Source organism: Lentzea sp. NBRC 105346 (assembly GCF_030269605.1).
GTDB lineage: Bacteria > Actinomycetota > Actinomycetes > Mycobacteriales > Pseudonocardiaceae > Lentzea.
On record NZ_BSTQ01000005.1, the window covers coordinates 28,192 to 49,432 of the forward strand.

The 21,241-nt window shown below is 69.5% G+C and carries 21 protein-coding genes; 15 read left to right on the forward strand and 6 right to left on the reverse strand.

From position 1 onward, the window contains the following. Positions 1 to 257, forward strand: a 257-nt coding sequence (locus QSK35_RS12195) for a hypothetical protein (RefSeq protein ID WP_285745375.1), incomplete at its 5' end; no start/stop codon positions are given. Here the strand turns inward: QSK35_RS12195 and QSK35_RS12200 are convergent. The 3 genes from QSK35_RS12200 to QSK35_RS12210 form a co-directional block, all read right to left on the reverse strand. Beyond that, complete coding sequence (locus tag QSK35_RS12200; protein ID WP_285745377.1) at positions 214 to 657, reverse strand: hypothetical protein; 444 nt, start codon at positions 655 to 657, stop codon at positions 214 to 216. The genes QSK35_RS12195 and QSK35_RS12200 overlap by 44 nt on opposite strands. Positions 658 to 661: 4 nt before the next feature. Continuing rightward, the gene (locus QSK35_RS12205; protein WP_285745379.1) at positions 662 to 6,352 is read right to left on the reverse strand and encodes a hypothetical protein; all 5,691 of its coding nucleotides are present in this window, start codon (positions 6,350 to 6,352) and stop codon (positions 662 to 664) included. A 127-nt stretch (positions 6,353 to 6,479) separates the two neighbouring features. After that, positions 6,480 to 7,088 carry a hypothetical protein gene (locus QSK35_RS12210; RefSeq protein ID WP_285745381.1) on the reverse strand — a complete coding sequence of 203 codons (609 nt, stop codon included), beginning with the start codon at positions 7,086 to 7,088 and terminating at the stop codon, positions 6,480 to 6,482. Positions 7,089 to 7,161: 73 nt separating this feature from the next. Between QSK35_RS12210 and deoC the strand changes: the two genes are divergently transcribed. From deoC to QSK35_RS12225, 3 genes are read left to right on the forward strand one after another with little or no spacing between them, the layout of a single operon-like run. Then, a complete protein-coding gene (gene deoC / locus QSK35_RS12215) occupies positions 7,162 to 8,118 on the forward strand; it encodes a deoxyribose-phosphate aldolase (RefSeq protein ID WP_285745382.1) in 957 nt (318 codons plus the stop codon). Between the two features lie 3 nt (positions 8,119 to 8,121). Next, positions 8,122 to 9,549 carry an aldehyde dehydrogenase family protein gene (locus tag QSK35_RS12220; RefSeq protein WP_285745383.1) on the forward strand — a complete coding sequence of 476 codons (1,428 nt, stop codon included), beginning with the start codon at positions 8,122 to 8,124 and terminating at the stop codon, positions 9,547 to 9,549. Beyond that, on the forward strand, positions 9,542 to 10,405 hold the full coding sequence (locus QSK35_RS12225) for an aldehyde dehydrogenase family protein (protein WP_285745385.1): 864 nt from the start codon (positions 9,542 to 9,544) through the stop codon (positions 10,403 to 10,405). Before QSK35_RS12220 ends, QSK35_RS12225 begins: the two co-directional genes overlap by 8 nt. On the opposite strand, the gene QSK35_RS12230 is transcribed toward QSK35_RS12225, so the two are convergent. Beyond that, the gene (locus QSK35_RS12230) at positions 10,349 to 10,858 is read right to left on the reverse strand and encodes a VanZ family protein (protein WP_285745387.1); all 510 of its coding nucleotides are present in this window, start codon (positions 10,856 to 10,858) and stop codon (positions 10,349 to 10,351) included. The genes QSK35_RS12225 and QSK35_RS12230 overlap by 57 nt on opposite strands. Before the next feature lie 141 nt (positions 10,859 to 10,999). On the opposite strand from QSK35_RS12230, the gene QSK35_RS12235 reads away from it, so the two are divergent. From QSK35_RS12235 to QSK35_RS12245, 3 genes are all read left to right on the forward strand, one after another. Continuing rightward, on the forward strand, positions 11,000 to 12,139 hold the full coding sequence (locus QSK35_RS12235; RefSeq protein ID WP_285745389.1) for a sensor histidine kinase: 1,140 nt from the start codon (positions 11,000 to 11,002) through the stop codon (positions 12,137 to 12,139). Next, on the forward strand, positions 12,136 to 12,762 hold the full coding sequence (locus QSK35_RS12240; protein WP_285745390.1) for a response regulator: 627 nt from the start codon (positions 12,136 to 12,138) through the stop codon (positions 12,760 to 12,762). The genes QSK35_RS12235 and QSK35_RS12240 overlap by 4 nt, the downstream gene beginning before the upstream one ends. Positions 12,763 to 12,891: 129 nt before the next feature. Next, the gene (locus QSK35_RS12245) at positions 12,892 to 13,455 is read left to right on the forward strand and encodes a MarC family protein (protein WP_285745391.1); all 564 of its coding nucleotides are present in this window, start codon (positions 12,892 to 12,894) and stop codon (positions 13,453 to 13,455) included. On the opposite strand, the gene QSK35_RS12250 is transcribed toward QSK35_RS12245, so the two are convergent. After that, on the reverse strand, positions 13,452 to 13,988 hold the full coding sequence (locus QSK35_RS12250; RefSeq protein WP_285745392.1) for an SMI1/KNR4 family protein: 537 nt from the start codon (positions 13,986 to 13,988) through the stop codon (positions 13,452 to 13,454). The two genes, QSK35_RS12245 and QSK35_RS12250, sit on opposite strands and share 4 nt — an antisense overlap. Positions 13,989 to 14,066: 78 nt before the next feature. On the opposite strand from QSK35_RS12250, the gene QSK35_RS12255 reads away from it, so the two are divergent. The 7 genes from QSK35_RS12255 to QSK35_RS12285 are packed head-to-tail and all read left to right on the forward strand — an operon-like array spanning position 14,067 to position 18,518. Continuing rightward, positions 14,067 to 14,393 carry a type VII secretion target gene (locus QSK35_RS12255; RefSeq protein ID WP_285745394.1) on the forward strand — a complete coding sequence of 109 codons (327 nt, stop codon included), beginning with the start codon at positions 14,067 to 14,069 and terminating at the stop codon, positions 14,391 to 14,393. Between the two features lie 20 nt (positions 14,394 to 14,413). Next, positions 14,414 to 15,589 carry a C40 family peptidase gene (locus QSK35_RS12260; protein ID WP_285745396.1) on the forward strand — a complete coding sequence of 392 codons (1,176 nt, stop codon included), beginning with the start codon at positions 14,414 to 14,416 and terminating at the stop codon, positions 15,587 to 15,589. A 4-nt stretch (positions 15,590 to 15,593) separates the two neighbouring features. Next, complete coding sequence (locus QSK35_RS12265; RefSeq protein ID WP_285745397.1) at positions 15,594 to 15,926, forward strand: YbaB/EbfC family nucleoid-associated protein; 333 nt, start codon at positions 15,594 to 15,596, stop codon at positions 15,924 to 15,926. After that, positions 15,920 to 16,345, forward strand: a complete 426-nt coding sequence (locus tag QSK35_RS12270) for a YbaB/EbfC family nucleoid-associated protein (protein WP_285745399.1) — start codon at positions 15,920 to 15,922, stop codon at positions 16,343 to 16,345. The genes QSK35_RS12265 and QSK35_RS12270 overlap by 7 nt, the downstream gene beginning before the upstream one ends. A gap of 49 nt (positions 16,346 to 16,394) precedes the next feature. Further along, positions 16,395 to 17,600 carry a SatS C-terminal domain-containing protein gene (locus QSK35_RS12275; protein ID WP_285745401.1) on the forward strand — a complete coding sequence of 402 codons (1,206 nt, stop codon included), beginning with the start codon at positions 16,395 to 16,397 and terminating at the stop codon, positions 17,598 to 17,600. 55 nt (positions 17,601 to 17,655) lie between these two features. Then, complete coding sequence (locus QSK35_RS12280) at positions 17,656 to 18,102, forward strand: hypothetical protein (RefSeq protein WP_285745402.1); 447 nt, start codon at positions 17,656 to 17,658, stop codon at positions 18,100 to 18,102. Between the two features lie 5 nt (positions 18,103 to 18,107). Further along, entirely contained in the window at positions 18,108 to 18,518 is a 411-nt protein-coding gene (locus QSK35_RS12285) for a hypothetical protein (protein WP_285745404.1), read from the forward strand. A gap of 30 nt (positions 18,519 to 18,548) precedes the next feature. Here QSK35_RS12285 and QSK35_RS12290 read toward each other — a convergent pair whose 3' ends face one another. Then, positions 18,549 to 19,637: an adenosine deaminase gene (locus QSK35_RS12290; RefSeq protein ID WP_285745406.1), complete on the reverse strand. Its 1,089-nt coding sequence runs from the start codon at positions 19,635 to 19,637 to the stop codon at positions 18,549 to 18,551. Positions 19,638 to 19,998: 361 nt separating this feature from the next. On the opposite strand from QSK35_RS12290, the gene QSK35_RS12295 reads away from it, so the two are divergent. Then, entirely contained in the window at positions 19,999 to 21,210 is a 1,212-nt protein-coding gene (locus QSK35_RS12295; RefSeq protein WP_285745408.1) for a coiled-coil domain-containing protein, read from the forward strand. The last annotated feature ends 31 nt before the right edge of the window (positions 21,211 to 21,241 follow it).

Sequence of the window (21,241 nt, forward strand, 5' to 3'; positions counted from 1 at the left end):
GCGCCCGAGCTCATGGCTTCGGCGTCGGCGGGCAGGCCACGCCCGCGCACGTGATCGGCGCGGACACCTTCGACCAGCAGTGGTCGGTGAAACCGTCGGCGGTCGTCAACGGCTGGAAGTACGCCTCGACCCCGGTGACCACGTCCGCGGGCGCGCGCCTGCCGTGGCAGAAGCTCAAGCGGATGGGCGCGGCCGGTCAGGACGCGCCCGAGCTCATGGCTTCGGCGTCGGCGGGCAGGCCACGCCCGCGCACGTGATCGGCGCGGACACCTTCGACCAGCAGTGGTCGGTGAAACCGTCGGCGGTCGTCAACGGCTGGAAGTACGCCTCATAGCCCTCGACGCGATCCCCGGCCAGTCCGACCCCCGCCACGCCCGCGGGTTGCTCACGCTTCGCCACGCCGTCCGCGTCCGTCCGCACGTACTGAGGCATCCCGCCACTGCCGCCCAGCTCCGACTTGATCGCGAACGCGAGCCCCACGCTGGCGCCCACGACCGGGTGCCCGTCCCGCGTCAGCCGCGCGCTGAGCGAAATGGGGCTCGTCACGTCCGGTACGTCGATCGGTGACACATCGAGCTTGGTGGGCAGGCAGTCCGGCTGGTCGGAGCAGCCCGCCACCGGCAGCGCGAGCAGCATCACGAGCCACAGGCGAGTCACGATGTCAGCATCCCCCTTCACCAGCGTCGATCTTGCCGCCACCGAACGGCCACACGTAGTGCGCCAGCATCTTCATGATCTCGCGTCGCTGCTTCAACCCGGTCTCGTCGTCACCCGCACGGGTGGGCTCGATGATGGCGATCATCTGCGGTGAGCCGCCCGGCACGGTGATCCGGTTGATCGAGGGCTCCGCGGCAAGGCCCGGCGTCGCGGTCATCTCCTTGTCCGGCGCGTTGTCGATCTCGATCGTGATCTTGCTCTCGTGCGCCAGGTCGTAGCGGTGCATCCGGAGCTGGTCGAACCGGCCCTGCCTGGTGACCTCGAGACCGCCCTTCACGGTCAGGATCGACGTGTCGATCTTGAGTTGGAAGTCGACGTCGAGCTCGACACCGGCCACGGAGACCTCGAGCCGGTTGTAGTCGCCGTTGAACGCCTGGAACAGGTAGCCGATGATCGGGGGGAACTGCGGATCAGTCGGCTTCCCCGGTTCCGCGATCAGCGTTTTCACGTCGAACAGTTCCACGTACAGGTCGTTGATCTTGCTCTTGCCGAGCTGGAAGTGGCCGTAGAGGTCGGCGTGCGCGTACCAGCAGTCGAGGATGCGCTTCTTCTCGATCTCGGCCCGCGGAACCTCGACAGCCAGGTTTCCACCCACCCTGAGCCGGCCGGTGACCGGTGTGGACGTGATCTGCAGCCGTTGCTCGTCGCGGTTCACGGTGATGGTGGTGTCGTGACCGAGCTTGTCGAACTGGAGGTCGAGGTCGTCCGCCGAGGCGACGCCCTCCGCGATCGCCACCTTCGCCTCGACCTTCACGCTGCCGCTCAACGTGTCCGCGCCAGGTCCCTGCGTGCCACCGGGTTCCCACGCCTGGTACTTGAGCGTCGGCATGTTGAACACCTGTGGCGTGCCCTGCGTGAACCCGCCGCCCTGCCAGTTCGTCTTGGCCGGAACGCCCGTCAGCACGAGTTCGCCGGAGGCCGGGCTGTTGCCGTACGTGCCGGTCGCCCGCAGCGACAACGAGTTCACCGGAGCCGCGTTGTCGACAGTCAGGTTCGTCGTCGCGCCGAGCTTGCCCGTCACGTGCACCGAGGCCGGGATCGGGTTGAGCTCCACCTTGGCGCGCAACGTGTCCAGCAGCGGTACCCCGGACGCCTCGGCGTGGATCTTCAGCGTCGCGTTGCTGCCGATGTTGGACGTGTACTGGACGTCGACGTTGTCGCCGGTGTTGATCGGGCCGAGCGTGAACGTCATGGGTGACGGCAGCCCGACCAGGTCGACCAGCGTCTTGAACCCGGTCAGCGTGCCGGGCGAGAACACCTTGTCCCCGGCCAGGTACAGCTGCAGGTTCTTGCCCGCGGGCTGCAGGCCCTCGAAGCCGTACTTCTTGTTGGCCAGGTCGGCGGTGAGCTTCGTGGGCAGGCCGACGAGGTTGAAGAACCCGACCATGCCGTAGCAGCCCTTGTCGTTGCAGAACGCGCTGTCGTCACGCGGGCAGCCCTGGCCCTCGGCGCAGCTGCCCTCCACCAGCGCGATGCCGTTGTCGAACTTCGGCGCGCCGCCGGCGGCGCTGATGCCGTTGACCTTGCCGAACCACAGCTTCGCCTGCAGTTCCAGGGACTTGTCGGACGTGTAGGTGAGTGGGCCGCCCTTGGGCGCGGACACCTCGACCGTGCCGGGCAGGTCGGAGATCCGGCCGAGCACTCCGTACCGGATGTCGCCGGGCGAGATCGCGTTGCCGTCGATCGTGACGGCCTGCTGTGCCGCGTCGACGTTCACCTTGAACCCGGTCGGCGTCTCGGCGTACTCGGCGCTGCGCAGACCGACGACCGACAGCGACGCGTCGAGGTCGCCGTTGCCGGTGTTGGCGTGCGCGGCGAGGTGTGACGGGTCGACCGGTGAGGTCGCGCCGTCGTGGTTGGTGACCGCGAACGCCGCCGAGCCGAGTGGGCCGGACTCGCCTGAGAAGCGGTAGCGCCCGTTGCCGAAGTCGGCCTGGAACTTCGCCGGGATCCCGGTCAGCCCCAGGTACGCCGACCAGCGCCGGCCCTGCACCGGGATGTCACGCAGCAACGCCGTGACGGCCCGGATCGGGGCGGACATGGTGACCTCGGAGTGCTTCGCGGGCACGTCCACGAACACGTCGGCCGTGGCGGGCAGGCCTTCCAGCGAGGCCTGCAGGTAGCCGGACTGCGTGCCCGTGATCGTCATGCCGAGCCCGTCGATCGGCGCGGAGTTCCGCACCGCGATGGACGTCCTGTCCCCCAGCGTGCCGGTGATCCGCATGGTCGACGGCAGCTTCGACACCGTCGCCCGGCCACGCAGCACGGGGAACGTCTGGTTCGTGGTCGTCGTGTCCACGTCGACCTGCAACGCGCCCAGCGGCGCGGACGCCGTGTAGCCGACGTCGAGGCCGGTGCCGACCGAGATCGGCCCGACGGTCAGGTCGAGCGGCGAGGGCACACCGGAAAGCGTTGCCTTGGCCCGGAAGTCGGGCAGGTCGGCGAGCAGGCCGTCCAGTCGCAGATACGCCTCCAGCGGCGCCTGCGGCGGCTGGTAGCCGGTCAGCACGACGGATCGCGCGCCGAGGTCGGCGACGACGCTCGTCGGCAGGCCGGACAGGTTGATCGTGCCGACGACGCCGAAGCAGCGGGTGAAGCCCTTGCAGAACGTGCCCTCGTCCTTCACGCAGCCGTCGCCCTGGCAGCCTCGCGCGGACGCGGCGACGCCGTTGCCGAACAGCGGTGCGCCGTTGCCGTTCAGCGCGGCGACCTTGCCGAACTGCACACCCAACGCGAGCCCGATGCGCTTGTTCGCGCCGTACGTCAGCTTGCCGCCGCCGTAGTCGACCCGCAGGGTGCTGGGCAGGTTGTCGATCCGGCCGAGCGCGGCGAGCTTGAGGTCACCGTCGAGGAGCACGTCCACGTCGGTGAACACCGGGGCGCCCGCGGTGTCGGTGTCCAGGCGGAACGTCTGGTTCTCCGGGGTGCGCGAGTACTCGACGTGCGACAGGTTCCTCGTCGCCGCACTGACGTCCAAGTCCCCATTGGACTGTCGATAGTGGACGGCCAGGTGGAGGTCCTTCGGTGCGATGGCGTTGCGATGGTTGTTGATCGCCAGCCGCGCGGAGCCGAGCGGCCCGGTGATGCCGCGGAACCGGTAGGTGCCGTCCGGCCAGTCGGCGTCGAACTTCGCGGGCACGCCGGCGAGGTCCGCGATGGCGGTCCAGTCCCGGCCCTGCATCGGGAAGCGGGCGACGGCCGCGACGGAGTCCATCGGCGACTCGAGCTCACCCTGCAGGTGCTTGGCGGGCAGGTCGACCAGCACGTCCACCAGCTTCGGCACGCCGACGGTGACCGCGGAGAGGTACTGGTCGTCCTCCGGCCGCAGGTTCTCGATGTGCTGCGGGCTGCCGAACAGCTCGACCTTCGCGACCCGGCTGGACGCCTCGTAGCGCAGCTTCGGCTTCTCACCGAGGTCGTAGTTCAGCGTGACCTTGGCGGGCACCTCGTGCACCGCCGCGAAGACCGTCGGACCCGACTGCGTGTTGGTGTAACCGACGTGGGCGCGGTGGATGACCTCGCTCGCCTCGTACACGATCTTGCGCGCGGCGGTGTCCGCGTCCAGGGACAGCGTCTTGGGCAGATTGGAGATCTCCAGCCGGGCCTTGTGCACGCCCTCGATGTCGCCCGCGCCGGTGAACGCCTGCCCGCCCGGTTCGAACACCGACTTCAGCCGCGGGTGCGCGTCGTAGTACAGGTCCACCGACTTCATGCCGGTGACGCGGGCGCTCGCGCCGAGCTGCGCCCCCTTGGTGATCAACGTGGCGTGGTCGCCGTCGAGCGGGGCGAACGCACCGAGGTTGCGGGACAGCGCGACCTCCGCCGAGCCGAGCGCCTGCTCGCCGGTGAAGTTCACGTGGCTCGCCGGCTGGTCGGCCAGCAGGTTGAGCTTGGTCGGCAGTCCGCGCAGCTTGCCGCGCAACACGATCGACGGGTCGCGGTCGTAGAACGCGGCGTCCAGCGCCTGCAGCGAGCTGCTCGCCTGGTAGTCGAGCGTCACCTTGTCCTGACCGGACTTCAGCACGCCGTTCCACGTCGCGGGGATCGCCTTGGCGGTGGTGAGCACCGCGCGGTCCAGCCCCTGGCCGTCGTAGACGAAGTCGGCGAACATCGCGTCGTCGATGGTCGAGTCGGCGCGGTAGTCGACCCGCGCCTCGCCGCCCTCCTTCGGGCGGTTGAGCGCGACCTGCACCGACGTGGGCAGCTCGTCGGCCTTGAGCTGGTCGAACCGGCCCGGCGAGAGCACCTGCGTGTCGAGGTGGGTGCGCTTGTCGCTGCGGGCGTCGACGGTCGCCTTCTGGTCGCGGTCGGCCGCTCCCGGATCGACGAACGCGTGCGCGGCGAAAACCGTTGGCACCGGGGAGAAGCGCGCGCTGGCGACCGTCGCGTCGTAGGCCTCGCCACGGTCGTCCTCGCGAACGGACGCGAGACCCGCGGTCACCGCCATCGACTCGCCCGCACCGATCTGCAGCAGGGTCGCCTTGATGTCGTAGATGCCACGCAGCAGCTGCGTTGGGCTGAACGTGTAGACGCCGATCCCGGCCGTGGCCAGGCTGCTGCCGCGCCGGAACCCGTCGAAGCCGAGCGAGAGCCGCTTGTGCGTCGGCACGTCGTAGACGGCCCACACGTGCGCGGGCAGGTCCGCGCCGGCGTGCTCACTCGTCGGCAGGCGCAGGGTGACCAGTCCGAGTCCCAAGTGGACGATGTCGAGCAGCTTGGTGATCTTCTCCTGCAATGTCGCGGTCAGCAGGGCGAGCAGGCCGCGACGTGACGTCAGTTCAGCGATCAGCACAGGCAGGTCGAGCACGTTCTCCGGGTTCGCGATCAGCTCGAGGAGCTTCGCGATCCGGGCGTTGACCTCGGCGATCTGGCGTTCGAGATCCAGCACCTCGCGCGCGGCGCTAACGACATCGCCGACGCCGGCGGCGGGCACCAGGTCGGCCAGCACGTCCGGCGTGCGGTCGCCGGTGACGTCGACGATCGCGGGCACGGCGAGCGGCAGCGTGAGCGAACAGCTGACCTGCTTGGTGCGGGACTCGGAGCAGACGCGGTAGGTGATGCGCGGCAGGCCGTCGGGCAGCTGCTGCAACAGCGCCAGCGGGTCGACCGGCAGCGGTGGCGGGATGTTGCCCGAGGTGAGCGCGTCGATCAGCTCCTGCAGCGTCGCCGGCCGGCTCGGGTCGACGACCTGCGCGGACGGAACCTGCGGCTGCAGCTTGTTCGGGTCGAGGTCCGGCTTGCCGTCCGGGGTGAGCCGGCCCGCGCGGCCGAGCGTGGCGAGCGCGTCGGCGGCGGTCGCGTCGACCAACTCCTGACCGGGGCGCTGCGGCATCGTCAGCGGGTAGGGGCCGTACGGCGGCTGGGGCTTCACCGGCACCCGGTCGACCGGGACCGTGCCCGGCGCCGGGTCGAGGTGCGGCAGCGCGTCGATCGGCTGCAACGCCTTGGAGCGCGCGGTCTTCACGTCGACCTGGCCGTCGGCGGGTACCGTCACCGGCTCGATCTCAGGCACGTCCATCGCGACGGCGGCGGGCGCGACCGGTGCCGGTTGTGGTGGAGCGGCCGCCGCTTCGGTGGTCGCGACACCTAATTGCGCGGCGATCAAGACAGCGACAAGCGCATGCTTCAACGACATCACAGGCCCCCCAGCGATGCACGGCGATCCCTCCCCGGACCGCTTCGCGTCTTACCGAAGCAGGTGGAATGGCGCAGGGCAATCGACCGTTCGGCCCCACACACCTCGCGCGACCTGCGAGGATCCCTCACATATAGGTGAAGGCGAAGTCGCCGGCCTCGATCCGCTCGATCAGCTCACGCACGTCGCCGGCCTGCGTGACGGCGCCTTCCCAGCCCCCGCTGGCGATGTCGACGAGCCGCACGGACGGCTCAGCCTCGCGCAGGTCGAGCGCGAGCTGTTCCCGGCCCCCGTCACCGCCGATGATCGCGATGCCGGGGTGCAGTGCCGTGGCCTCACCCCAGGCGTCCTGAAGCTCGAGCATCTCCACGGGTGAATAGAGATGTACGTAGGTCTCGTCGTTCACCCAGCCGCGGCGCAACCAGGACTCGCCCCGCAGGTATGTGCGCCAGGCTTCGGGCAGCCCCAGCCCGTCGAACTGCTCGTCCGGCACGGGCCCGCGGTACTCGGCGACGTTCTCGATGGCGCCGACGACATGGTCGTCGCACACGCGGAACCGCGTGACGTAACCGACGCCGCCCGCCGGCACGAGTTGCTGGCGCGCGATGGTCGTGGCCTCCGAGCGACTGCGCATCGGATCGTGCAGCGGCAGCGCGGGCCATGCCCGCCACCCGGACGCCGCGACGAGGTCCAGCCCGGCCTGTCCGACCGGCCGCCACAGCTCCACGTGATCCACGCTTGCAGCCTAGGTGACCTGGGCGAACGGTCTCACTTAGGACGGGCGTCCCATTCCGCCTAGACTCCAGTTCATGGCTGCTCCAACGACATTGCCGTCGGCCTTGGCTGACGCCGTGCGCGACGAGTCGTCGCTGCGGCGTTTCCTCCACGGGCTTCCCGGCGTCGACCAGGTCGGCGTCGAGCAACGAGCCGCGGGCCTCGGCACGCGGAGCATCAAGAAGGCCTCGAAGATGCAGGCCATCGACACCGCGATCAGCATGGTCGACCTCACCACGCTGGAGGGGGCGGACACCCCCGGCAAGGTGCGCTCGCTCGCCGCGAAGGCGCGCCGCCCGGACCCGGAGCGACCGGACGTCCCGAAGGTGGCCGCGGTCTGCGTCTACCCGGACATGGTCAAGACCGCCGCGGACGAGCTGAAGGGCACGGGCATCAACGTCGCCAGCGTCGCGACGGCGTTCCCGAGCGGCCGCTCGACGCTGGAGATCAAGCTCGCGGACACGCGGTTCGCCGTCGAGCAGGGCGCGACCGAGGTCGACATGGTGATCGACCGGGGCGCGTTCCTCAGCGGGCGCTACGGGCTGGTGTTCGACGAGATCGTGCGGGTGAAGGAAGCCTGTGGTGACGCGCACCTCAAGGTGATCCTGGAGACCGGCGAGCTGGTGACGTACGACAACGTGCGCCGCGCGTCGTGGCTCGCGCTGCTCGCCGGTGGTGACTTCATCAAGACGTCGACCGGCAAGGTGCAGCCCGCCGCGACCCTGCCGGTGACGCACGTGATGCTGCAGGCGGTGCGGGACTGGCACACGCAGACCGGCGAGCTGCGCGGTGTGAAGCCCGCCGGCGGCATCCGCACGACGAAGGACGCGATCAAGTACCTGGTGGCCGTGCACGAGGTCGCGGGGCCGGAGTGGCTGAACAACCACCTGTTCCGGTTCGGCGCGTCGACCCTGCTGAACGATCTGCTGATGCAGCGGCGGACCCAGACTGATGGGCACTACAGCGGCCCCGACTACGTGACGGTGGACTGAGAGATGTGGGAATACGCCCCGGCCCCTGAGTCGCGGGACATCGCGAACCTCAAGCCGAACTACCGGATGTTCGTGGACGGCCAGTTCGTCGAGGGCACCGGCGAACCGCTGAAGACGGTCAACCCGGCCACGGAGGAAGTGCTCGCCGAGGTCTCCACAGCGTCCAAAGAGGACGTTGACAAGGCCGTGAAGGCCGCGCGCCGCGCCTACGACCGCACCTGGTCGAAGATGCCCGGATCCGAGCGCGCCAAGTACATCTACCGGATCGCCCGGCTGATCCAGGAACGCTCGCGCGAGCTGGCGGTGCTCGAGTCGCTGGACAACGGCAAGCCGATCAAGGAGTCGCGCGACGTCGACGTGCCGACGGCCGCGGCGCACTTCTTCTACCACGCGGGGTGGGCGGACAAGCTGTCCTACGCGGGCTACGGCCCGGACCCGAAGCCGCTCGGCGTGGCCGGTCAGGTCATCCCGTGGAACTTCCCGCTGCTGATGGCGGCGTGGAAGATCGCGCCCGCGCTGGCGTGCGGCAACACCGTCGTGCTGAAGCCGGCGGAGACGACGCCTCTCTCGGCGTTGGTGCTGGCGGAGATCATCCAGCAGGCCGACCTGCCGCCGGGTGTCGTGAACATCATCCCGGGCGCGGGCGACATCGGCGCCACGCTGGTGGAGCACCCGGATGTCAACAAGGTCGCGTTCACCGGGTCGACCGAGGTCGGCAAGATCATCCAGCGGCAGCTGGCCGGAACGTCGAAGAAGCTCACGCTGGAGCTCGGCGGCAAGGCCGCGAACGTCGTGTTCGACGACGCGCCGCTGGACCAGGCGGTCGAGGGCATCGTCAACGGCATCTTCTTCAACCAGGGCCACGTCTGCTGCGCCGGATCCCGCCTGCTGGTGCAGGAGTCGGTGGCGGACGAGCTGCTGGAGAAGCTGCGGGTGCGCGTGTCGACGCTGCGCGTCGGCGACCCGCTGGACAAGAACACCGACGTCGGCGCGATCAACTCGCGCGAGCAGCTGACCAAGATCCAGGAGCTGGTCGAGTCGGGTGAGGGCGAAGGCGCCTCTCGCTGGACGTCGGCGTGCCCGTTGCCGGACAAGGGTTTCTTCTTCGCCCCGACGGTGTTCTCCAACGTCTCGCAGGCGATGCGCATCGCCCGTGAGGAGATCTTCGGGCCGGTGCTGTCGGTGCTCACGTTCCGCACGCCGGACGAGGCCGTGGCCAAGGCGAACAACACGCCGTACGGCCTGTCCGCGGGTGTCTGGACGGAGAAGGGCTCGCGGATTCTCTGGATGGCACAACGGATGCGCGCCGGCGTGGTGTGGTCCAACACGTTCAACCGCTTCGACCCGACGGCGCCGTTCGGCGGCTACCAGGAGTCGGGCTTCGGCCGCGAGGGCGGCCGCACCGGGCTGGAGGCGTACCTCGATGTCTGACCGGATCTCGGTCGCGAAGACCTACAAGCTCTACATCGGCGGCGCGTTCCCGCGCTCCGAGTCGGGTCGCAGCTACCCGGTCACCGACCACAAGGGCGCGTTCCTCGCCAACGCCGCACAGGGTTCCCGCAAGGACGCCCGGGACGCGGTCGGCGCGGCGCGCAAGGCGTTCCCCGGCTGGTCCGGCGCCACCGCGTACAACCGCGGCCAGGTGCTGTACCGCGTCGCGGAGATGCTGGAGGGCCGTCGCGAGCAGTTCATCGCGGAGGTCTCGGCGGCCGAGGGCGTGCCCGCGAAGAAGGCACAGTCCCTTGTGGACGCCGCCATCGACCGCTGGGTCTGGTACGCGGGCTGGACGGACAAGATCGCGTCCGTGCTGGGTGCCGCGAACCCCGTGGCGGGGCCGTACTTCTCGTTCTCCACGCCCGAGCCGACCGGTGTGGTCGCCGTGCTGGCGCCGCAGCAGTCCTCACTGCTGGGCCTGGTGTCCGTCGTCGCACCGGTGATCGCCTCCGGCAACACCGCGGTCGTGGTGACGTCGCAGGACCGGCCGTTGCCCGCGATCACGCTGTCCGAGGTGCTCGCGACGTCCGACCTGCCGGGCGGTGTGGTGAACCTGCTCACCGGCCGGACCGCGGAGATCGCGCCGTGGCTGGCGTCGCACGCCGACGTCAACGCGCTGGACCTGACCGGTGCGCCGGAGTCGATCCGGGCGGACCTGGAGCGTTCGGCCGCCGGGACGGTGAAGCGGGTGCTGCGGGCACGTCCGTCCGAGGACTTCACGCGCGAGCCGGACCTGTCACGCATCCGCGCGTACCTGGAGACGAAGACGGTCTGGCACCCGATGGGCGTGTGAGAACGCCACGGCGAGCCCGTAGCCGACCAGCGCGCCGGTCGTGTTGGTCATGAGGTCGTCGACGTCGAAGATCCGGTGGCCCAGTGAGAGCTGGGCCACCTCGATCGCGAGGCTGACCGTGAAGCCGAGCGCCACGGCCTGCCTGCGCGTCATCGTCCAGAAGTGCCGTGCCAGGAAACCGAGCGGCACGAACAGCAGGATGTTCAGCGTCATCTGCTCGAACGCGATGTCGCCGTCGCGCATCCAGTCCGCGATCCACTGGAACGGCACCGGCTGCACCGCCTGGGACGGGTGCCCGCCCAGCGGCAGGAACACCGCCGCGGCCAGCATGCTGAAGTAGACCGTGATCGTCGCACCGCGCCAGGTCAGCTGCCGGAAGAACAGTTGGGGCAGCAGGAAGACGACGCTCAGGAACAGTCCCCATTGGACGCTGACGAGCTGTGCATTGGTCATGAATACAACGTAGGAATTTGCACGTCAGCGGACATCCGGCTGGAGACCAGAACCGGGGTCGGCCACATGGCCGATGGCCGGGGCCGGACCTAGACCTCAGGTCTGATGCCGGGGTGCTCCCCTGGTCCTACCTTGTCCGTTGTGGACAGGATTCTGGACAGGTTCAAGGGCCAGCAGTGGCCGATCGCCGCCGGGCTGGCGGTCCTACTGGCCGTGGAGCTGCTGCGGTTAACCGGCGGAGGGCCAACGGATGCCCTGGTGTGGCTGCTGACCGTACCCGCGTGCGGCGCGGCGGTGATGGCGTCGCGGTACCGCACACCCTCACTCGTGGTCGCGACCGCGTCGATCTTCGTCACGACCATCGCGGCCAGCATGTTCAGGTCCTATCCGATGAGCCTGCTCAGCCCGATCAGCATCGCCGAGACCGCGGCGTGCATGTGGATCGTGGCGGTCACCGTGCGGACGGCGTCCGTGCGGGCCTCGGCGGTGACCATCGCGGTGCTGATCGCGGTGAGCACGCACGCCGCGCTCGTCCGCAACACCTGGTGGTGGCGCAGCGACTCGGAGGTCGCGGGGGCGGTGCTGCTGGGCATCCTCGCGATCGGGACCGGTCTGTACCTGCGGATGCGCGACAGGGAACGCGAGCGCCTGGTGGCGACCGCGGTCATCGGGGCGCAACGTGAGGAGCGGATCTCGCTCGCTCGTGAGCTGCACGACGTCGTCGCCCACCACGTCACCGGCATGCTTGTGCAGGCGCAGGCCGCGCTGGAGGTCTCCGACGAAGACCCGCAGGCCGCGCACCGCCTGTTGCCCGGCATCGTGCGCAGCGGCACGGACGCGCTCGGCGCGATGCGCAGGCTCGTCGGCACGTTGCGGCAGGGCGAGATCGACATGGCCACGACCGACCCAGGCGCCGACGTGCTCGCCCTCGTGGAACGCACGCGCGAGCTGGGCCTGGAGGTGCGGGCACGGATCGACCTGCCCGCGGGCCTGCAGCCCGAGGTGGGCCGGTCGGTGCTGCGGCTGGTCCAGGAGTCCCTGACCAACGTGCACAAGCACGCCGTCGCGCCGACCATGATCGAGGTCGAGCTGTCACGGGTGGAGGACCGGTTGCGCGTGGTGGTGAGCGACGACGGCCGCGGCGGGCCCGTGCAGGCCGGTGGCTACGGTCTGGTGGGCATGCGGGAGCGGGTCGACCTGCTGGGCGGCCACTTCGAGGCCGGCCCCGCCGAGCACGGCTGGCAGGTCACCGCCGAACTGCCGCTGGAAGGAGCCAAGTGATCTCGGTCCTGATCGCCGACGACCAGGAGATGGTCCGCGTCGGCTTCCGGATGATCCTGGAGAAGCAGCCGGACATCACCGTGGTCGCGGACGTCCCCGACGGCGTGGCGGCCGTGACGGCGGCCCGCTCGCTGCAGCCCGACGTGTGCCTCGTGGACATCCGCATGCCCGGACTCGACGGCCTCGAGGTGACCAAACGGCTGGCCGGCTCCACCAAGGTCGTCGTCGTCACCACGTTCGATCTCGACGAGTACGTGCACACGGCGTTGCAGCACGGCGCTTCGGGCTTCCTGACGAAGGACGCGGGCCCCGCCCTGCTCGTCGAGGCCGTGCGCGCGGCGGCCCGGGGCAACGCGCTGATCTCCCCGCAGGTGACCGTGCGGATGCTGGAGCACTTCGCGCGGCCCGTCGAGAAGGTGGACACCTCGCAGCTCACCGCGCGCGAGCAGGACGTGGTGCGGGAGGTGGCGCGCGGGCTGACGAACCAGGAGATCGCGGCGGCGCTGTTCCTGTCGCTGTCCACGGTGAAGACGCACCTGGCGTCCGTGCAGGGCAAGCTGGGTGTGCGCAATCGGGTGGAGATCGCGTCCTGGGCGTGGCGGGCGGGCCTGGTCGGCACCTGACCGGGAGTGCCGTGAAGGGCACCCTCAGGACACCAGACGCCCTCAGGGTGCCCTTCACGGCACCCGCGATCGGGTGGAGATCCGGGCGTGGGCGGGCCGCGCGGCTGGTGGTCGGATGACCATGACCGCATGACGTTCATCGAGGCGTTCAGCATCCTCGTGGCGGTGGTGGGGCCGCCGAAGATCCTGCTGCCGTTCCTGGTCGACACCGAGGGCGCGGACGCCCGCCGCCGGTGGCAGGTGGCGCTGACGTCAACGGCACTCGCCATCGCCACGGGCCTGTTCGTCATCGTGGCGGGCCGGCTGCTGGTCGCGGTGTTCCACATCAGCAGCGGCGCGTTGATGCTGGCGAGCGGCGTGATCCTGTTCGTGCACGCGCTGGACCTGGTACTGGGCCGCAACCACAGCGAGGACAACCGCGAGCTGGCGACCGCGTACTACGCGAACCCGGTCGCGGTGGCCTACCTGTTCCTGATGGCCGACGCGAGCGACATCAAGTACACGTTCGTGCTCGCGGGCGGCTTCCTGGCGGTGATCGCGCTGGACCTGGCGGCGATCGCCGTGCTGGGGATTCTGCTGCGCTGGGTGCGCACGACCTACGTGTGGGTGCTGGTGCGCATCCTCGGCGTGCTGCTCGCGGCGCTGGGCGTCGACCTGATCATCAACGGACTCACCGAACTGAAGGTGCTCTAGTCCGTGTACCAGCTCAGCTCGCCGGCCGAGTTGACCACCGGCTGGCAGTGCCCGAGCCGGCCGCGCGTCTCCAGCGCGGTGGCGACCTCGTCGAACATGTCGGCGACGCTGTTCCACTCCGGCTTGACCATCTCGCGCTTCTCGCGGTCCCACTCGACGACGCAGCCGCGCAGCGCGCCCGGCCGCAGGTCCACCGCGAGCACGTCGCCGATGCCGTCGAACGCGATCGGCAGCCACTCGCGGTGGAAGCCCGCGATCGGCGTGCCCGCCTGGGACGGCAGGTCCCCGGTGAAGAACGGGCGGAACCGCTCCCGCAGCTCCACCGCGCGGTCCGCGCCGAGCGGCGAGTAGAAGGGCGGGAGGATCTCGGCGAAGTCCGTGGTGCCGCCGAACTGGTTCCACCAACGCCGAAGGTCGGCGGGAACCTCCAGGTCCAGCCGCACGTCAGACCCCGGACGGAGCACGGCTCGGGTGGCCGGCGCGTGCTCCGCCAGCCATGCCAGGATCCGGTCCCAGTGCTCGATCAGGCCCACGGTTCCATGATCTTGTGCGAATGGCGGGCGAGGTACCGCTCATCGGGGCAGGATCTGTGGTGAACACGAGGGGGAACCATGAGCACCCAGGGCCTTCAGGTCGATCTCGACGCGCTCGCGACCTACGCCTCCACGGCGAGTGGGTTGTCGGGCGACGTGGGCACGGTCGGCACGTCGACGTTGACCGGGGTCACCTCGCTGCCCGGTGACGCCTTCGGCAAGATCGGCGAGGAGGTCGGCATCGGCTCGGCGTTCCAGCAGGCGGCGCAGCGTCAGCTCGACGGCATCCGCGAGGTGTCGCAGGGCCTGTCCAACCTGGGCACCGCCGTGGCGAAGGCCCGCGAGGCCTACATCGCTCAGGAAGAGCAGCACGCGGCCGACATCGGGCGCGCTTACAAGGTCTGACACAGGGGGAAGTCGCTGCAGTGAGCGGAGACGTCGCGGGCTTTATCGGCGGGCTGATCGCGCCGATGAAACAGAACCTGGCCAAGCTGGACGGCGACACGGGCAGCGCCACGCGCGCCGGTGACGCGTTCGGCAAGGCCAATACCGCACTCACGGATCTCGACGGCCGGCACACCAGCGCCGCGAACAGCGCGATGGCGAACTGGTACGGCGACCGCGCGACCGCGTTCCAGGGGCGGGTGGCCGCCTTCTCCGGCGCGGTGCAGACGCTGGCGCGCAACAGTTCCACCGCGCAGACCGTCGCTTCGACCGGCGTGTCCGCGGTGACCGGCGGGCGTACGGCCATCCAGGGCCTGATCGACGAGTTCGTCGGCTACGCGACGCCCCGGCTCGCCGCCGCGATGGCGATCGGCGTGTTCGGCGGCATCGGGGCCGTGCTCGCCGTGATGGCCGAGCTGTCGGGCAAGGCCGACGAGTACACCTCGCGCACGGACACCGAGCTGAACAAGGTCCGCGAACAGCTGACGCAGCTCGTGGGGCAGCTCAACGCGTTGCAGAAGCCCGACGTGGCCGGCCTCGGCGAGTCGCTCGGCGCGGGCAACGACTCGACGTCCACCTCCAGCGCGGGCGGTGGCGACCAGCACAAGCAGCCGGACGGCAACGGATCCTCGGGTGGATCTTCCGGCGGCGGAGGCGGTCACTCTGGCGGCGGTGGCGGCGGAGGTAGTGGCGGCGGAGGCGGTGGTGGCGGCGGCGCTCACGGCCCGCGCCTGCCCGTCGCGATCCCGCCGCAGCCCGGTACCGGCGTCGGCGTGAACCTGCCGGACGGTTCGTCGGCCGAGGCGCCGAACGAGACGGCGGCCCGCGCGGTGCGCAACGCGTTGTCCGCGCTGGGCACGCCGTACGTGTGGGGTGGCGCGAACCCGCCGCAGGGCACGGACTGCTCCGGCCTCACGCAGTGGGCGTACAAGGGCGCCGGGTTCGACATCCCGCGGCCCGCGTCGTCGCAGTGCATGGGCGCTTCGGTGCCACAGGACCAGCTGCTGCCCGGCGACCTCGTCGTGTGGGACGGGCACGTCGCGATGGTGATCGGCAACGGCCAGATGGTCGAGGCCGGTGACCCGGTACAGGTCAACCCCATCCGCACGTCCAACTGCGGCATGGGTTTCATGGGTTTCTACCGGCCGACGGGGTGATGGCGTGAACGAGGCTGAGCGCGCCGCCGAGCAGGTGGCGGCGGTCGAGAACCAGGTGCGGGAGCTCGCCGCGCGCACCGGTCCCGTGCTGGGCCGGGCGTCCTCTTCGGACGGTGCGGTGACGGTCGTGGCCGCCGCGGGCGGTCCGCCGCAGTCGATCCAGGTGGCGCCGTTCGCGTTGCGCATGGGGCCGCAGGCTTTGGGGCAGGAGATCGTGCGCGTGGCGCAGCAGGCGTCCCGGGAAGCGGCGGCGCAGCTGCACCGCACGGTCGGTCACGTGGTGCCCGCGGCGGAGCTGTCCGCGCTGGGCTTCGAGGAGGGTGGCCGGTCGTGGTGAGCGAGGAGCGGCTCCAGGAGACCGCGAAGCTGCAGCAGGTGCTGGCAGCGACCGTCGGTGTCGCCGAGCACCCCTCCGGCATGGCCACCGTGCACGCGAGCGCGCAGGGCGAGCTGCGAGCGGTGTACCTGCACCCGCAACTGTTGAACCAGGGGCATGTGGCCGTGGGGCAGATCGTCACGGAGACCGCGGCGATGGCCGTTTCGTCGGCCGTACAGACGAGCTTCAACGAGATCGCGAAGTCGTTGGGTGACGGGATGGCCATGGTCATCGAGGGCATCGCCGGCGACGCGCCCTTCCGGTCCGCGGCTGTTCCGGTCGAACCTCCGGCGGCTCCCGCTCCTGCTCGTCGTCCACGTCCACCGGTGGATGACGAGGACGAGGACGCGTTCTTCCAAGACCCCTTCGGACGCAGGTGATCGATCCCGGTAACCTGCGCACATCTACAGGCGTGACCGGGAGGTCGTGATGGCGCAGGACATCGTCCCGATCGAGCTGGGACTGACGCAGGGTGACGTGGTCACGCTGTGGGCACCCCGCTGGCGGGAGGAAGGCGAGGAGTGGGAGGCGTTCCTCGGTGACGAGGAGGACCTGTTCGTCTTCCCCGACGCCGCGCACCTCGCCGCCTTCGTGCGCACCGCCGAGGAGCACGACCTGGCCGACCACCCGGCGTGGCACGTGGTGCCGGACCTGGGTGTCGCGGACCTCTCGCCGGACGACAACCACCAGTTCGACCTGGTCGGCGTGCCCGAGCTGGTCGCCGAGGACCCCGACACGTGGGTGATCGGCGAGCTGGCCGACGTGGTGTCGATCGTGCGGTCCATCGCCGACGTGTGCGAGCTGGACAAGGTGCACGAGATCCTCGACTCCGCCGAGGGTTTCTCGCTGCTGCCGCAGGGCACGTTGCCGTTCACCGGCCGCGAGGGCGTCAAGCTGTGGAACGAGCTGTCGTCCGTCGTCTCCGAGAAGTGGGACGAGGTCCTGGACGAGATCGACGGCGTCGTCGCGACGCCCGACGTCGACGAGAAGGCCCTTTCCGTCGCGCAGGAGGAGCTCGCCGAGCTCGAGGCCGAGGCTCCCGCCGCGGACTCCTCGGATGAGTCGTCGAAGGAGTCCGCCGCACCGACCGGCTTCTGGGCCGAGGTGGGCATCGACCCCATCAAGATCATCACGACCGCCGGCGAGCTGTACACGCTGCGCTGCTACCTCGACGACAAGCCGCTCTTCCTGGGCCACCGCGGCAAGATCGAGGTCTTCACGTCGCCGCGCGCCCTGTCTCGCTACCTCGTCGAGACCGACGACCACGACCTCGCCGAGGTGACGACCTGGCAGGACGTCAAGGTCAAGGCCACCGCGGGCGAGCTGGACGTCAAGGTCGAGGACGACAACGTCTACGTGCTGCTGGGCCTCGCCGAGGACATCTCCGAGGGCCCGGACGCCATCGACCCGGCACAGCTCGACCTCGTCGTCGAGCTGTTCGAGGACGCGGCCGAGTGGGCCGAGGACGACAGCGTGAAGGAAGCCCTCAACCCGTCCGAGTCGCTCGGCTGGCTGATCTCCTTCGTGCTGCGACCGGACCCGACGCGCCTCGCGCCGTCGGCGCCGTTCGACGCCGAGGTGTCGGCGTTCCGCACGCTGCAGGCGAACTTCGAGGACCGCCTGCAGTCACACTGACCTGTCGATTTCAATAGGCTCTCGCGATTGTTGCCGCGGGAGCCTATTGTTTTTTATGAGCAGAATTCTTAGAAGAACGCTCGTATTCTTGTCGACTATTTGTGCGGTCGGCTCACTTTCCACCACTCCCGCATCTGCGGCCGCGGCCGGCGCGGCGACCTTCACCGAAGACGTCGTCGGCGAGGTGACGGTGACGAGCTCGGCCTTGACCGGCGTGCGGCTGTCCGGCGCCTTCAGCGACGGCTTCGAGAGCGCGGATCCCAGCGAGTACGACATCCTGATCGAAACCGAGACCACGTCCTGCGTCACGGAGATGGACGGGGTGACGATCTCCCCGCCCGCGGTGGAGGCGTTCACCATCCCCAGTGACTGCGCGGTCGAATCTTCGGGCGGCTTCGGCACCCAGGCGGTTCAGAACACATATGTGACGATCCGCCACGACAATCACAAGATCGGGACTCGCCAGCCGGTCAACTGGATCGTCGATTGGAACGAACCGTGAACGGATTGACGAGAAGGACGCTCATATTTCTGACGGCTATTTGTGCGGTCATCTCACTTTCCACCGCACCCGCCTCCGCGAGCACCGTGGGATCGGCGACGTTCACCGACAACGCCATCGGTGAGGTCGCGTGGACGAACGTGCCACTCGTGGGGATGCGACTGTCAGGATCCTTCACCGACGGGTTCCACAGTTCGGACGCGAGCCGCTACGAGATCGTCATCGTGGTGGACGGCGTCTCCTGCACCACCGAGATGGACGGCGTGACGATCTCTCCACCCGCCGTGGAGGCCTTCACCATCCCGACCACCTGCTCGATCGACTCGGGTAGCGCCGTCTCAGTGCAGCAGGAGGCTTACATGCGGATCAACGATGGTGGCGACTTCTACGCGCAAGCGCCGATCAACGAGATCTGACCGAAAAGGGGGCCGCCCGGCCCCCTTTTCTCACGCCATCAGCTTGGCGTAGCCCGGCTTCACCAGCTCGTTGATGATCGCCAGCCGCTCGTCGAACCCGATGAACGCGGACTTCATCGCGTTGATCGTGAACCACTGCAGGTCGGCCCACCCGTAGCCGAACGTCTCGACGAGCCGCTCGAACTCCGAAGTCAGCGTGCAGTAGGACATCAGCCGGTTGTCGGTGTTGACCGTGACGCGGAACCGCAACCGGGCCAGCAGCCCGATGGGGTGCTCGGCGATCGACGCCGCGGCGCCGGTCTGCAGGTTGGACGTCGGGCACATCTCCAGCGGGATGCGGCGGTCGCGCACGTAGGACGCGAGCCGGCCGAGCTGGACTGTGCCGTCGCCGGAGACCTTGATGTCGTCGACGATCCGCACGCCGTGGCCGAGGCGCTCGGCGCCGCAGTGCTGGATCGCCTCCCAGATGGACGGCAGGCCGAACGCCTCACCCGCGTGGATGGTGAAGTGCGCGTTCTGCTGGCGCAGGTACTCGAACGTGTCCAGGCCCCTGGTGGGCGGGAAGCCCGCTTCGGGACCGGCGATGTCGAAGCCGACGACGCCGAGGTCGCGGTAGCGGACGGCCAGTTCGGCGATCCGCAGCCAGCCCTCGTTCTGGCGCATCGCGCACAGCAGGGTGCCGATGCGGATGCGGCCACCCGACGCGGCGACGCGTTCCGTGCCGACCCGGAAGCCTTCCTGCACGGCCTCCACGATCTGTTCCAGCGAGAGCCCACGTTCGACGAACAGCTCGGGGGCGTAGCGCACCTCGGCGTAGACAACGCCATCCGCGGCCAGGTCCTCGACAGCCTCGGCGGCGACGCGGACGAGCGCGGCCTCGTCCTGCATCACGCCGCACGTGTGGGCGAAGCCCTCGAGGTAGCGGACCAGCGAGCCGGAGTTCGCGTTGTCACGGAACCAGACGCCGAGTTCCCCGGCGTCGGTGGTGGGCAGACCCTGGTAGCCGGACGCGTCGGCGAGGTCGATCACCGTCTGCGGGCGGAGGCCACCGTCCAGGTGGTCGTGCAGCAGGACCTTGGGCGCGCTGCGGATGGTCTCCGGGGTAAGGGGCGTGGACATGGAGACACGTTATACCTGGCGACACACCGCGCCGCCTGCGGCCGAATTGATCTTGATACCGCTAAGATCAATTGCAGCGACACACATGTTGCCGACTCGTGATGATGAACTTTGTGCGACCGATTGCGAGGCTTTAGTCACCCCGAAGTAGGAACTTCACCGCCCGCGACCGCGTGCCTGCACCTAGTTACCGAGGCGTACAGACCAACCCTGTAGCCTGATCGGGCTAGTAGCCTGTCCGCGCCCGGCGGTTTCTTTACGGGGGTGGTACTTACCCGTCCTCCGACGCGGATAGGCTCCCGTGGTCTCCCCCTCCCCTGGACGAAGGCACTCAGCCGTGACAGAGAACAACAACTCCACGATGTCCTTCGATCGGATGCGCAACATGCTCACGCGCGCCGCGGAGATTCGTGAGAGCGAGCAGCAGCAGATCTTCGACGCTCTGGACGAGATCCACGCGCGAATGTCCCCGCTGGAGTCGCTGGGGTCGGTTCGCAAGCGTCTGTCGGAGCTCCCGGACCGGACCGAGGTCAGCGTCCTGGCGGAGCGGCTCGACGAGGCACTCGCCAAGCTGGAGGCGCAGGACAACGCGGTTCAGGACATCGGCCGCGCCGTCGACGGTCTCGTCGACAAGCTGGCCAAGCCCTTCGCACAGCTCGACGGCCGCCTCGACGGTGTCGCCGGTCGCTTCGAGGGCGTCGCCGGCCGCATGGACGGCCTCGAGGACAAGCTGTCGCACATCCACAAGCGACTCGACGACCTCGACCTCCACCTGGACAAGCAGGACGGCAAGGTCGACACGATCCCCGGCGCCGTCACCGCGCCGCTGCGCGAGCGCATCGAGGCCCTGGAAGCCGCGCTGCGCGGCCGCCTCGACGAGGTGGACGAGGGTGTGCACGAGCACCTGGACGGCACCCGCGAGGCGCTGCAGAAGACGTTCGGCGACGCCGTCACCGGCCTGCAGACCCGCCACGACGAGGCGCGCGACGCCCTCGCCGCCGCGGTCGCCGACACGCACACGAACATCAACTCCACCCGCGACTCGCTGTCGTCGGCAATCGCCGACACCCGCAGCACGGTCAACGGCAAGCTCGACGAGGCCCGCACCGCGCTGTACGCGGCCATCGAGCAGTCCCGCGACCAGGTCGACGCGGCGGACCGCCTGGAGAACCTGGCCCAGCGCCTGGAGCAGGTCACCTCGCGCCTGGACACCATGACGACGCGCCTCGACAAGGTCGAGGACGACTTCGCCGCCCGCCTGGGCGAGCTGTCCACCGCCGTCGACTCCGGACTGTCCAAGGTCTCCGAGACCGTGGGCGCCCGGCCCGATGCCGACGCGCTGCAGTCCCTGGTGCGCAAGTCCAACCAGGAGTCCGAGCTGCGCATCGGCGGTCAGCTGGACGAGGCCATGGCCACGTTCGCCGAGCTCATCCTCGGTGGTGGCTCGCCGACGCCGCCTCCGCCGCCCACCGCGTTGCCGCGTCCGCAGCGCCGCACCCGCAAGAACGGCCCCAAGCCGGCGGGCGGCGGCAAGGAGCACGAGGACGACGACTTGGCCGCCGAGGGCGCCTGATCACGGTTGTCTTCGAGGGGCGCTTCCGGAT